General features: G+C 54.9%; 12 protein-coding genes and 3 tRNA genes. 9 read left to right on the forward strand and 6 right to left on the reverse strand.

Annotation, left to right across the window (positions count from 1 at the left end; genetic code table 11):
- Window positions 1-75: 75 nt before the first annotated feature.
- The 4 genes from ppnN (at window position 76) to xni (ending at window position 5,532) form a co-directional block, all read left to right on the forward strand.
- Window positions 76-1,440: a nucleotide 5'-monophosphate nucleosidase PpnN gene (gene ppnN / locus ACOTX1_RS06365; protein ID WP_003862748.1), complete on the forward strand. Its 1,365-nt coding sequence runs from the start codon at window positions 76-78 to the stop codon at window positions 1,438-1,440.
- Between the two features lie 504 nt (window positions 1,441-1,944).
- The gene (locus ACOTX1_RS06370) at window positions 1,945-3,234 is read left to right on the forward strand and encodes an HAAAP family serine/threonine permease (RefSeq protein WP_252055854.1); all 1,290 of its coding nucleotides are present in this window, start codon (window positions 1,945-1,947) and stop codon (window positions 3,232-3,234) included.
- 62 nt (window positions 3,235-3,296) lie between these two features.
- Window positions 3,297-4,664, forward strand: a complete 1,368-nt coding sequence (locus tag ACOTX1_RS06375) for an L-serine ammonia-lyase (protein WP_023314760.1) — start codon at window positions 3,297-3,299, stop codon at window positions 4,662-4,664.
- Between the two features lie 112 nt (window positions 4,665-4,776).
- Window positions 4,777-5,532, forward strand: a complete 756-nt coding sequence (gene xni, locus ACOTX1_RS06380) for a flap endonuclease Xni (protein ID WP_023314761.1) — start codon at window positions 4,777-4,779, stop codon at window positions 5,530-5,532.
- A gap of 57 nt (window positions 5,533-5,589) precedes the next feature.
- Here the strand turns inward: xni and rlmM are convergent, their stop codons facing one another.
- From rlmM to ACOTX1_RS06400, 4 genes are all read right to left on the reverse strand, one after another.
- Window positions 5,590-6,690: a 23S rRNA (cytidine(2498)-2'-O)-methyltransferase RlmM gene (gene rlmM / locus ACOTX1_RS06385; RefSeq protein ID WP_003862754.1), complete on the reverse strand. Its 1,101-nt coding sequence runs from the start codon at window positions 6,688-6,690 to the stop codon at window positions 5,590-5,592.
- On the reverse strand, window positions 6,683-7,078 hold the full coding sequence (locus tag ACOTX1_RS06390; protein ID WP_003862756.1) for a DUF423 domain-containing protein: 396 nt from the start codon (window positions 7,076-7,078) through the stop codon (window positions 6,683-6,685). Before ACOTX1_RS06390 ends, rlmM begins: the two co-directional genes overlap by 8 nt.
- A gap of 39 nt (window positions 7,079-7,117) precedes the next feature.
- Window positions 7,118-8,035 (reverse strand): glycine cleavage system transcriptional regulator GcvA, encoded by a 918-nt coding sequence (gene gcvA, locus ACOTX1_RS06395; RefSeq protein ID WP_003862758.1) that lies wholly within the window; start codon window positions 8,033-8,035, stop codon window positions 7,118-7,120.
- A gap of 350 nt (window positions 8,036-8,385) precedes the next feature.
- Window positions 8,386-8,613, reverse strand: a complete 228-nt coding sequence (locus tag ACOTX1_RS06400; protein ID WP_003862759.1) for a YgdI/YgdR family lipoprotein — start codon at window positions 8,611-8,613, stop codon at window positions 8,386-8,388.
- 191 nt (window positions 8,614-8,804) lie between these two features.
- Here ACOTX1_RS06400 and csdA point away from each other — a divergent pair, with 191 nt between their 5' ends.
- The gene (gene csdA, locus ACOTX1_RS06405) at window positions 8,805-10,010 is read left to right on the forward strand and encodes a cysteine desulfurase CsdA (protein ID WP_023314762.1); all 1,206 of its coding nucleotides are present in this window, start codon (window positions 8,805-8,807) and stop codon (window positions 10,008-10,010) included.
- On the forward strand, window positions 10,010-10,456 hold the full coding sequence (csdE, locus tag ACOTX1_RS06410) for a cysteine desulfurase sulfur acceptor subunit CsdE (RefSeq protein WP_003862762.1): 447 nt from the start codon (window positions 10,010-10,012) through the stop codon (window positions 10,454-10,456). Before csdA ends, csdE begins: the two co-directional genes overlap by 1 nt.
- Here csdE and tcdA read toward each other — a convergent pair.
- Window positions 10,447-11,253, reverse strand: a complete 807-nt coding sequence (gene tcdA, locus ACOTX1_RS06415; protein WP_006811804.1) for a tRNA cyclic N6-threonylcarbamoyladenosine(37) synthase TcdA — start codon at window positions 11,251-11,253, stop codon at window positions 10,447-10,449. The two genes, csdE and tcdA, sit on opposite strands and share 10 nt — an antisense overlap.
- Window positions 11,254-11,328: 75 nt before the next feature.
- Window positions 11,329-12,426, reverse strand: a complete 1,098-nt coding sequence (gene mltA, locus ACOTX1_RS06420) for a murein transglycosylase A (protein ID WP_023314764.1) — start codon at window positions 12,424-12,426, stop codon at window positions 11,329-11,331.
- Between the two features lie 208 nt (window positions 12,427-12,634).
- Between mltA and ACOTX1_RS06425 the strand changes: the two genes are divergently transcribed.
- The 3 genes from ACOTX1_RS06425 to ACOTX1_RS06435 all read left to right on the forward strand — a co-directional run bounded on the left by ACOTX1_RS06425 (window position 12,635) and on the right by ACOTX1_RS06435 (window position 13,083).
- Window positions 12,635-12,711, forward strand: a tRNA-Met gene (locus tag ACOTX1_RS06425).
- Between the two features lie 174 nt (window positions 12,712-12,885).
- Window positions 12,886-12,962 (forward strand) — tRNA-Met (locus ACOTX1_RS06430).
- Between the two features lie 44 nt (window positions 12,963-13,006).
- Window positions 13,007-13,083: transfer RNA gene (locus ACOTX1_RS06435), tRNA-Met, on the forward strand.

Genomic DNA, 13,083 nt, shown 5'->3' on the forward strand with positions numbered 1-13,083 from the left:
GTGTTGTGAAACGTCATAAGCCAGGGCTATTGTAATCAACAGGGAAAGACGATAATCGTCCCATAAGGAGCTCACTTGATTACACATATTAGCCCGCTTGGCTCTATGGATATGTTGTCGCAACTGGAAGTGGACATGCTTAAACGCACCGCCAGTAGCGACCTTTATCAACTGTTTCGTAACTGTTCACTTGCCGTACTGAACTCCGGAAGCCTGACCGACAACAGTAAAGAGCTGCTGTCCCGCTTCGAAAGTTTTGATATCAACGTGCTGCGCCGCGAGCGCGGGGTGAAGCTCGAAGTGATCAACCCGCCGGAAGACGCTTTTGTCGACGGGCGTATTATTCGCTCACTTCAGGCCAACCTGTTTGCCGTGCTGCGCGACATTCTGTTTGTTAACGGACAGATCAGCAATGCCGGACGTTTCCAGCATCTTGACCTGGAAAGTTCCGTTCATATCACCAACCTGGTCTTCTCCATTCTGCGTAACGCCCGTGCCCTGCACGTGGGCGAAGCGCCGAACATGGTCGTCTGCTGGGGCGGTCACTCCATTAACGAAACCGAATACCTGTATGCCCGCCGCGTAGGGACGCAGCTCGGCCTGCGCGAACTGAATATCTGTACCGGTTGCGGTCCTGGCGCGATGGAAGCGCCGATGAAAGGCGCGGCAGTAGGACACGCACAGCAACGCTATAAAGAAGGCCGTTTTATCGGCATGACCGAGCCATCGATCATCGCCGCTGAGCCGCCTAACCCGCTGGTTAACGAACTGATTATTATGCCGGATATCGAAAAACGTCTTGAGGCGTTTGTCCGTATCGCGCACGGCATCATCATCTTCCCGGGCGGCGTAGGCACGGCGGAAGAGCTGCTTTATCTGCTGGGGATCCTGATGAACCCGGCTAACAAAGATCAGGTTCTGCCGCTGATCCTGACCGGCCCGAAAGAGAGCGCCGACTACTTCCGCGTGCTGGACGAGTTTATCGTGCATACGTTGGGCGAAGATGCGCGCCGTCACTACCGCATTATTATTGACGATGCCGCAGAAGTGGCCCGTCAGATGAAAAAAGCGATGCCGCTGGTGAAAGAGAATCGTCGTGATACCGGGGATGCCTACAGTTTTAACTGGTCCATCCGTATCGCACCGGATCTTCAGATACCCTTCGAGCCGTCGCATGAGAACATGGCGAACCTCAAACTCTATCCGGATCAGCCGGTGGAAGTGCTGGCTGCCGACCTGCGTCGCGCCTTCTCTGGCATCGTGGCGGGGAACGTGAAAGAGGTAGGGATCCGCGCAATTGAAGAGTTCGGGCCGTATAAGATCCACGGTGACCCGGAGATGATGCGCCGCATGGATGACATGTTGCAGGGCTTTGTCGCTCAGCACCGCATGAAGCTTCCAGGCTCTGCCTATATTCCGTGTTACGAAATCATCAAGTAAAGCGACATTTCTCTCCTCTCAAGCCGGATCGTCATCCGGCTTTTTTATTAGTGATGCAATTCATAGCGATCTTCAATGTTATTAACAAATCTGACGCCTGCGCAAACGATTACCTCGATTTTGAAACCGTAAATAATCAGCCTTAATCGAAATTACCCGCCAGAAAATCCTAAAATCCCATTTCTTTACAGCGAAAGACACCTATCTCGCGGGTCGACCTTTTCGAAAACATGTCGTTAATGGTAGCCTTCGCGCCCGTAAATTCTCTTTGATGTTTTTTTAACAGATAAATGGTCTAAAGATACCCACATCACAAGTGGATTATTGCATTTGGGATCGCGATCACTGATAGATTCATAACTAGAATGTATCTTTCCGCCCGCCAATAGTTACGGGCAAAAATTATTAAAAAACCGTAACTGAACGAATTTCATATTACCGTCAGGCACTTTTTCATCGGATTTGACTAAAAACCTGACAATTTGCTTCCTCCAGGAGATACAGATGGAAACCACTCAAACCAGCACCGTTGCTTCGATTGAATCCCGAAGCGGTTGGCGCAAAACGGATACCATGTGGATGCTTGGCCTGTACGGCACAGCAATCGGCGCTGGTGTACTGTTCCTTCCTATCAACGCAGGTGTCGGCGGTATGATCCCGCTGATCATCATGGCCCTCATCGCTTTCCCGATGACCTTCTTTGCACACCGCGGCCTGACCCGCTTCGTGCTGTCCGGTAAAAATCCGGGCGAAGACATCACTGAAGTCGTTGAAGAACACTTCGGCGTCGGCGCAGGTAAGCTGATTACCCTGCTCTACTTCTTCGCGATTTACCCGATTCTGCTGGTGTACAGCGTTGCTATTACCAACACCGTTGAAAGCTTTATGATGCACCAGCTTCAGATGACCCCGCCGCCGCGTGCGATTCTGTCCCTGATCCTGATCGTCGGTATGATGACCATCGTGCGCTTCGGCGAGCAGATGATTGTGAAAGCGATGAGCGTGCTGGTGTTCCCGTTTGTTGCGGCTCTGATGGTGCTGGCTCTGTACCTGATCCCACAGTGGAACGGCGCTGCGCTGGAAACCCTGTCTCTGAGCAGCGCATCCACGACCGGCAACGGTCTGCTGCTGACCCTGTGGCTGGCGATCCCGGTGATGGTGTTCTCCTTCAACCACTCGCCAATCATCTCTTCCTTCGCAGTAGCGAAGCGTGAAGAGTACGGCAATGGCGCAGAGAAGAAGTGCTCCAGCATCCTGGCTCGCGCGCACATCATGATGGTACTGACCGTAATGTTCTTCGTGTTCAGCTGCGTGCTGAGCCTCTCCCCGGCGGATCTGGCGGCAGCGAAAGAGCAGAACATCTCTATTCTGTCTTACCTGGCAAACCACTTTAACGCACCGCTGATTGCGTGGATGGCGCCGATCATCGCGATTATCGCCATCACCAAATCCTTCCTGGGCCACTACCTGGGCGCACGTGAAGGCTTCAACGGCATGGTGATTAAATCTCTGCGTGGTAAAGGCAAGACCATTGAAATCAACCGTCTGAACAAAATCACTGCACTGTTCATGCTGGTGACCACCTGGGCGGTAGCCACCCTGAACCCAAGCATTCTGGGCATGATTGAAACCCTGGGCGGCCCGATTATCGCGATGATCCTGTTCCTGATGCCGCTGTACGCGATTCAGAAAGTGCCTGCGATGCGCAAATACAGCGGCCATATCAGCAACGTGTTCGTTGTTGTGATGGGCCTGATTGCCATCTCCGCTATTTTCTACTCGCTGTTCAGCTAATACCTCCTGCGCCGTCTGCGGACGGCGCACTTCTCCCCTCTGACTGAAGCAATGGACGCATCATGATTAGCGTATTCGATATCTTCAAAATCGGTATTGGTCCTTCCAGCTCTCACACCGTCGGACCAATGAAAGCCGGTAAACAATTCACGGATGACTTGATTGCACGCGGCATTTTGCACGACATCACCCGCGTGGTTGTCGATGTATATGGTTCCCTTTCCCTGACCGGTAAAGGCCACCATACCGATATTGCCATTATCATGGGGCTGGCGGGTAATCTGCCGGATACCGTTGATATTGATGCAATATCTGGCTTTATCCAGGACGTGAACACCCACGGTCGTTTGCTGCTGGCGAACGGCGAGCATGAGGTTGAATTCCCGGTTGATCACTGCATGAATTTCCATGCGGATAACCTGTCGTTGCACGAGAATGGCATGCGCATTACCGCGCTGGCCGGCGACAAAGCGGTTTACAGCCAGACGTATTACTCCATCGGCGGCGGGTTTATCGTCGACGAGGACCATTTTGGTCAAAGCACCAATTCTGCTGTTGATGTGCCGTACCCTTACAAAAACGCGGCCGACTTACAGCGTCACTGCCAGGAGACAGGGCTTTCTCTCTCCGGCCTGATGATGAAAAACGAGCTGGCCCTGCACAGCAAAGAGGAACTGGAACAGCACTTCGCTAACGTCTGGGAAGTGATGCGCAGCGGCATTGAGCGCGGGATCACCACCGAAGGCGTGCTGCCGGGTAAACTGCGTGTTCCGCGTCGTGCGGCTGCGCTGCGCCGCATGCTGGTCAGCGCCGACAAAACCACCACCGATCCGATGGCCGTCGTCGACTGGATCAACATGTTCGCGCTGGCGGTGAACGAAGAGAACGCCGCGGGCGGCCGCGTCGTCACCGCACCAACCAACGGGGCGTGCGGCATTGTTCCGGCAGTCCTGGCGTATTACGACAAGTTTATCCGCGAAGTGAACGCAAACTCACTCGCGCGCTACCTGCTGGTCGCCAGTGCAATTGGCTCACTGTACAAGATGAACGCCTCAATTTCCGGCGCGGAAGTGGGCTGTCAGGGTGAAGTGGGCGTAGCCTGCTCTATGGCGGCGGCGGGTCTGGCCGAATTGCTGGGCGCAAGCCCTGCGCAGGTTTGTATCGCGGCGGAAATCGGCATGGAACATAACCTGGGGCTGACCTGCGATCCGGTCGGCGGACAGGTCCAGGTGCCATGCATCGAACGTAACGCCATCGCCTCGGTGAAAGCAGTGAACGCGGCCCGTATGGCGCTGCGTCGTACCAGCGAACCGCGCGTCTGCCTCGACAAGGTTATCGAAACCATGTACGAAACCGGCAAAGATATGAACGCCAAATACCGCGAAACCTCCCGCGGTGGCCTGGCGATGAAGATCGTCACCTGCGATTAAGCCCCTCAGGAAGCCTCGTTTTGCGAGGCTTCTTCCTGTTTTCCCCACCATTCATAGTTTCATGCTGCGCTCAGTGTTACCCTTCACCCATTAGACAGAAGGGAGATTATCTGTGGCCGTTCATTTGCTTATCGTCGATGCTCTTAACCTGATTCGCCGTATTCATGCGGTACAGGGCACACCCTGCAAGGACACCTGTTTACACGCGCTGGAGCAGCTTATCCGCCACAGTGAACCCACCCATGCGGTCGCGGTTTTTGATGACGAAGCCCGCAACACGGGCTGGCGGCACCAGCGTCTGCCCGACTACAAAGCCGGACGCGCACCGATGCCGGACGATCTTCACGCCGAATTACCCATGCTGCGCGCCGCATTTGAACAGCGGGGCGTCCCCTGCTGGGGCGCACAGGGAAATGAAGCCGACGATCTCGCGGCCACCCTAGCCGTAAAGGTGGCGAGTGCCGGGCATCAGGCCACGATCGTTTCAACGGACAAAGGCTACTGCCAGCTGCTCTCCCCCACTATCCGTATTCGCGACTATTTTCAAAAACGCTGGCTGGACGCGCCGTTCATTGCCAGCGAGTTTGGCGTATCGCCTGAGCAACTGCCGGATTACTGGGGGCTGGCGGGGATCAGCAGCTCTAAAGTGCCGGGTGTCGCCGGTATTGGACCCAAAAGCGCCGCACAGCTGCTGACGGAGTTTCAGAGTCTGGAAGGGATGTACGCCCGGCTGAACGAGGTGCCGGAAAAATGGCGCAAAAAGCTGGAGGCACATAAAGAAATGGCGTTTATCTGCCGGGAGGTGGCGACGCTACAGACTGATTTACAGCTGGACGGGAATTTACAGCAGTTAAGGTTAGAACGTTAAAACAACTACACGATTTTGTAGGCCCGGTAAGCGCAGCGCCACCGGGCGTTACAAACGTTATCGCTCGTCGCGACGCCCCCCCACGGCCGCCCACCAGCGACGGATATGCACCGTCACTTCTTCGCGGTCGTGATAAAGCTGACGCGCCTGGATTTCCGCGTTAATCCCGTGTTCATCCAGCTGCTGCTGAATGTAGGCCAGGTTCTGCGACACCTCCTCATAGCGCTTTTTCATCGGCAGCTTGAGGTTGAAAATGGTCTCGCGACACCAGCCGTTCACCAGCCAGGAGGCCATCAGCGCGGCCACTTTCGCCGGTTTCTCAACCATGTCGCACACCATCCAGGAGATGTTGTTGCGGTTCGGGCGATAGCGGAAACCGTCTTCACGCAGCCAGGTGACCTGTCCGGTGTCCATCAGGCTTTGCGCCATTGGGCCGTTATCAACGGACGATACCCACATGTTGCGTTTCACCAGCTGATAGGTCCAGCCGCCCGGGCACGCGCCAAGGTCGACGGCATACATGCCGTTTGCCAGCCGTTCGTCCCACTCGTCCGCCGGGATAAAGACGTGAAACGCCTCCTCCAGCTTGAGGGTTGAACGGCTCGGCGCATCTGCCGGGAAGCGCAGACGCGGGATCCCCATAAAGAACGGCGAGTTATTGGTGGTATACGAGTAGCCTGCGTAACAACATCCTGGCGCAATAAAGAAGATATGCACGACTGGGCGCTTTGGCGTTTCGTAGTTTGTCAGCACACCCGCATCACGCAGCGCCGCGCGCAGCGGCACGGTGAACTTACGGCAGAACTTCATCAGCTCTTTGCTTTCGTTGGTGTCGGCCACTTCCACGCGCAAATCGCCGCCCTTCTCCACCACGCCTTGCAACAGGCCAACAATCGGCGTGATGCGATCTTCCGGCGGAAGATCTTTCAGCAGTTCGCCCGCGACAAACATCTGACGGGCGAAAATCAATGAGCTGAACGGCAGTTCGCGCGCCAGCTTGTCGGCATCATCAGGCTGATAGCATTCAAATACCACATAGCCCGCGTTCTCTTTGACGCGAGCGAATCCAAAGACTTCACGCTTCGCCGCTTTATCGGTGATTTCCGCGGCGCACTCTTTCTCAAACCCCGGGCGACAATATAAAACAACCTTATTCATGAACAACGCCCTTGCGTTTCAGACGGATAGCTCCGATAAACATTAACACCCAACCCGCCAGGAAGCTGACGCCGCCGACAGGTGTAACAAACGCCCACAGGCGTAAATGCGACAGCGCCAGACAGTAAAGACTGCCGCTGAACAGTACGGTACCCAGCGCCAGAAAGACGCTGCTCCAGTAAAACCAGATGCTGATGCGGCGCTGCATCGCCACCGCCAGCCCAAAAATTGCCAGCGTGTGGAACGCCTGATATTCAAGGCCGGTCTGGATCCACCCCATCTCCACAACGCCCAGAGATTTGCTTAAGACATGCGCGCCAAACGCGCCCAGAGCTACAAAAATAAAGCCACTCACCGCGGCGAAAATCAGCATGAATCGGCTGGTCATGTTTAAGTCCTGAATTGATGCGTGCCCGGCACACAAACGTTATTGTTCATACCTGAAGCGGAATTTTTCTTGCTCGCTTGCCGCTTTCGCCAGTATCCACTGCCGGAAAGCGGCTATTTTACCCAGTTCTGCCTGACTGTCATGACAAACCAGATAAAATGCATTCTTGCTGACCAGTACATCGTTAAATGGGCAAACCAGACGGCCTGCCTCAATTTCGGACTGCGCCATAACGTTGTTTGCCAACGCCACGCCCTGCCCGTGAATGGCAGCCTGTAGCACCATCGCGCTGTGGCTAAAAATGGGCCCCTGCTGCACGTTTATATGATTAAGACCTAACTGGCGGGTATAAGTTTGCCAGTCGCGACGCGACGCATCGTGCAAAAGCGTATGTTGCGCCAGATCGGCGGGCGTTTTGAGCGCTTTATCCCCCGTCAGCAGCAGCGGTGAACAGACCGGCAACAGATATTCTGCGTATAATTTTTCCACACGCAAGCCCGGCCAGTTACCGCGACCGTAAAAAATCGCCACGTCCACATCATCTGCAAGCTTGTCTTCCTGACGGTCCACTGCCTGGATTCGGACATCAATTCCCGGATAAGTTGAGTTAAAGCTTGAGAGTCGCGGCACCAGCCACTGAATGGCAAAACTGGGCAATAAACTCACAGTCAGGGCCCCTTTTGCGCTCCGGGCCTGAAGCTTGCGAGTGGCTTCCGTCAGCTGGGAAAAAATCTCTTTAATATCCTGAAAATAGCTCTGCCCCTCTTCGGTCAACAGCAACGAACGGTTGCGTCGACGGAACAGCTTAAGCCCCAGAAAATCCTCCAGAGACTTGATTTGATGACTTACTGCGGCCTGTGTCACAAAAAGCTCATCGGCTGCGCGGGTGAAGCTGAGGTGGCGTGCTGCTGCATCAAAAACACGTAATGCATTAAGGGGTGGCAATCGCTTGGACATGGTTATCTGGCTTAGATGTTAACGAGATTTAACATATAGGAAACAACGCTTAACCTATTAGTTTTTTTTATCTGAGCCATTATAATTTGTCCGTTGAGGAACTACCAGCAAATACCTATAGTGGCGGCACTTCCTGAGCCGGAACGAAAAGCTTTTTTTGGAATGCGTGTTCTGAAGGGCTTTTGGCTTACGGTTGTGATGTTGTGTTGTTGTGTTTGCAATTGGTCTGCGATTCAGACCACGGTAGCAACGCTACCAATTTTTCACTTCCTGTACATTTACCCTGTCTGTCCATAGTGATTAATGTAGCACCGCCAACTTGCGGTGCTTTTTTTTCGCTTATCTAACTGTTAATGCTCGATTTCCTTCATCTCTTTCACGTCAGTGCGATTGATCTGCTGTTTGTTCCCGTTAGCATCTTTGTATGAAATCATCCCGGTATCATTATCGGTTGTCGGTTTCCCTTCAGAGACGATAGATCGACCATCGTTGGTATGCATTACGTAGTTATTTCCAGAACAGGCGCTCAGGGCAAAGGTCAACGCACAGGCAGAAATGATTGCAGCTGTCTTTTTCATGATTATCTCCTTTAGCAATTAATGCTATTCAAACCTCGATTTATAACAGGCTAAAACATCCGCCTAACACTATTTAGCATAACCTGCTTTTTCAGACTCGCCAGGATAAGCAGACAAATCTGATAGATATCAACTTCCTTGCCCTGCCGATGAATTTGCGCGACGATCGTAGAATCGATATGAGGAATTCCATGAACGCTTTCAGTCCTGCGCAGTTTCGCGCACAGTTTCCCGCGCTGGCCGATGCCGGCATTTATCTTGATAGCGCTGCCACGGCCCTTAAACCGCAGGCGGTGATTGAGGCAACCCGCCAGTTTTACAGCCTGAGCGCCGGGAACGTGCACCGCAGCCAGTATGCCGACGCGCAGCGCTTAACGGCGCAATACGAAGCCGCACGGGATCAGGTCGCGCGCCTGATCAATGCTGACAGCGGTAAGAACATCGTCTGGACGCGGGGCACCACCGAGGCCATTAACATGGTTGCGCAATGTTACGCGCGTCCGCTGTTGCAGCCCGGGGATGAGATCATCGTCAGCGAGGCGGAACACCACGCCAACCTGGTGCCCTGGCTGATGGTGGCCGAACAAACCGGGGCAAAGGTTGTAAAGCTCCCGTTGGGTGCGGACTTCCTGCCTGACGTGGCGCGTCTGCCTGAGCTGATTACGCCGCGCAGCCGTATTCTGGCGCTGGGGCAGATGTCCAACGTCACCGGCGGCTGTCCGGATCTGGCGCGTGCCATTGAGATTGCCCATGCCAGCGGCGTGGTGGTGATGGTCGACGGTGCGCAGGGTGTGGTGCATTTTCCGGCTGATGTGCAGGCGCTGGATATCGACTTCTATGCCTTCTCAGGGCACAAATTGTACGGGCCAACCGGTATCGGCGCGCTGTACGGCAAACCTGAACTGCTGGCCCGGATGACGCCGTGGCTCGGCGGCGGCAAGATGATTACCGAAGTCACCTTCGACGGTTTTAAAACGCAGGATGTGCCCTACCGCCTGGAAGCCGGTACACCGAACGTGGCCGGGGTTATTGGCCTGAGCGCGGCGCTCGAATGGCTGGCAGAAACGGACGTGGTTCAGGCTGAAAGCTGGAGCCGGGGTCTGGCGACGCTGGCGGAAGAAGAACTGAAAAAACGTCCGGGTTTTCGCTCGTTCCGCGTGCAGGACTCCAGCCTGCTCGCCTTTGATTTCGCGGGCGTGCACCATAGCGACATGGTAACGCTACTTGCCGGATACGGCATTGCCCTGCGTGCCGGACAGCACTGCGCCCAGCCGCTGCTGGCGGCTATTGGCGTGAGCGGTACCCTGCGCGCCTCGTTTGCACCGTACAATACAAAAAGTGACGTCGATGCGCTGGTTTCCGCCGTCGACCGCGCCCTGGAATTACTGGTGGATTAATGACAAGTTCAGCTTTAGCCGGACACCCGTTCGGCACCGTTATTACTGAAGAGACGTTAAAACAGACCTTTGTCCCGCTCACGCAGTGGGAAGATAAATATCGTCAGCTGATCCTGCTGGGCAAACAGTTGCCTGCACTGTCAGACGAGCTGAAATTACAGGCGAAGGAGATCGCAGGCTGCGAGAACCGCGTCTGGCTTGGGTTTAGCGTATCCGGTGAGAAACTGCATTTCTTCGGCGACAGCGAGGGACGCATTGTTCGCGGTCTGCTGGCGGTGCTGTTGACCGCAATCGAAGGGAAAAGCGCCGCAGAGCTGCTGGCGCATTCTCCGCTGGCGCTGTTTGATGAGCTGGGACTTCGCGCACAGCTTAGCGCCTCGCGCGGTCAGGGACTGATTGCGCTAAACGACGCGGTGCTGGATGCCGCCCGTCAGGCTCAGGCCTGACGTTCCGCCTTCGCCATCATCTTCTTCAGGGCGTGAGAGACCGCCACAAAGCCGAAGGAGGCGGTCACCATGGTGGCCGCTCCAAACCCTGAGGCACAATCCATCCGCTTTGGCCCTTCCGCCGTGCTTTTCATTGCACAGACCGAACCATCCGCCTGCGGATAAACCAGCGCTTCTGTCGAGAACACACAGTCCACGCCCAGCTTACCTTTACTGTTCTTCACCACGTTGAAGTCGCTTTTTAAGCGCTCGCGCAGCTTGGCAGCCAGCGGATCCTGAATGGTTTTCGCCAGATCCGCCACCTGGATCTGCGTCGGATCGATTTGCCCGCCCGCGCCGCCGGTCGTGACCAGCGGCACCTTGTAACGACGACAGTAAGCGATCAGCGCCGCTTTTGGCCGCACGCTGTCGATGGCGTCAATCACATAGCTGTAGCCTTTGCTCATGTACTCCGCGACGTTATCTGCCGTCACAAAGTCGTCGATCACCGTCACCCGGCACTCCGGGTTGATGAGACGAATACGCTCCGCCATCACCTCGGACTTCGCCAGACCGACGTTATCACGCAGGGCGTGGATCTGACGGTTAGTGTTAGTCACGCAGACATCATCCATATCAATCAACGTAATTGCGCCAATGCCGGTTCTCGCCAGCGCTTCTGCCGCCCACGAACCCACGCCACCAATGCCCACCACGCAGACATGCGCATCCGCGAACAGTTGCAGGGCTTTTTCACCATATAACCGTGCCGTGCCGCCGAAACGCTGGCGCCAGGCATCGCTGATTACCACAGACATAAAACCTCAGATGTAAAAAGGGTGAGGTATTCCTCACCCTGAACCGTAATCCGTCTTGCGCTCAGAATACCACAATCAGCCGCTGAATACGTTTCCGGTACCCGGCGCTGTCTTCAGCACCCACACGCGTCCGTAGTGGTTATACCAGCCTGCACGATGGCCGGCATCCGGGCCGATGCCCTGATAAATGTCGAAGTGCTGGCCTTTGATCGCCCCACCCACGTCCAGCGCCACCATCAGGCGTAATTCATATTTGCCGTTGAATTTGCCGTTGTTGTCGAGGAGTGGAACTTCCGCCAGCAGCGTGGTACCCGCCGGAATAATCGAACGATCCGATGCCACAGAAGCGCGGCCAATCAGCGGGACGGCGCTCGCCCCTTTCACCGGCGCAAAGTTCTGCGGTTTGAAGAAAACAAACGATGGGTTCTGCTCAAGCAGCTCACGCACTTCCGCTTCGCTGTGCTTTTCGCCCCATTCGCGGATAGCCTGCATCGACATATCTTCTCGTTTCACTTCGCCACGGTCGATCAGCACCTTACCGATGCTGCGATAGGCATGGCCATTTTTACCGGCATAGCTAAAGAAGTTCAGCGGCGAGCCGTCGCCAAAATCAATATAGCCGCTGCCCTGCACGTCCATAATGAAGTTGTCCATCAGCGAGTTGCTGTAGGCCAGAACATAATTTTCGCTCAGCGCGCCGGCGTAGATCTCGGCGCGGGACGGCAGACGACCGCGTTTCGGCGGCATACGGTAAATGGGATACTGGAACTCGCCCTGGCGCGTGTGTCGCGCCTGGACAACCGGGGTGTAGTAACCGGTAAACTGGACGTTACCGTAGTTATCCGCCCCCTCCATCTGCCAGGCATCGATACCAAACTGGCGCATATTGCGGGTATCACCGCCTGCACGCAGCCAGTCCTGCACGGCACTATAAACGTTGTTCTGTGCGCCATACAGGCGCGGCGACGCTTTGCGGATCTGGTACACCTGCTCGGAGAAATCCCCGGCATTGATTGGAGCACCCTCGGCATCGGGCTGGTTAACTAAAGAGAAAGGCTGGGATAATTTCCCGTCTTTATACTGTTGACCGCGATCGGTCGGTTTGGAAGAGCAGGCCGCAAGAATCGCCACCATTGCGCCTGTCATCAGATACTTCGCCCAACGTCCTTTCATTATATCTCGTCTTTTAGTTGCCCAATTCCGCGAGATGAAGATAACAAACCCACCGTGTTAATGAAATGCAATCGCCTTCCCTTTGGCAAATTCTGCACAAAAAATAGTCCAAAGTGGCTTTTGCCGTTCATTTTGCATACAAAATAATGAATTATGTGAAAAAGGGGTTGCATCACAAACCTATCCGAGTATAGTGCGCTTCCACGGACGCGGGGTGGAGCAGCCTGGTAGCTCGTCGGGCTCATAACCCGAAGGTCGTCGGTTCAAATCCGGCCCCCGCAACCAATTAAAATTTGATGAAGTATCTTCTACGACAGTAGAAGTTTTTGCGAAGAAGTAGTTCGAATCACAGCAAGGCGACGACGCAGTGAATCCTTAGGAGCTTACTCCAGTAAGTGACTGAGGTGAACGAGGAAAGTCAACGCAGATGTGGTTTGAAATACGAAGCAAAAAGACGGACGCGGGGTGGAGCAGCCTGGTAGCTCGTCGGGCTCATAACCCGAAGGTCGTCGGTTCAAATCCGGCCCCCGCAACCAATCAAATTTGAAGAAGTAAGTTTCTACAAGTGTAGAAAGACGGACGCGGGGTGGAGCAGCCTGGTAGCTCGTCGGGCTCATAACCCGAAGGTCGTCGGTTCAAATCCGGCCCCCGCAACCA

Origin of the sequence: Enterobacter cloacae complex sp. IR5401 (assembly GCF_049238425.1) — a bacterium.
Lineage (GTDB): Bacteria > Pseudomonadota > Gammaproteobacteria > Enterobacterales > Enterobacteriaceae > Enterobacter > Enterobacter hormaechei_C.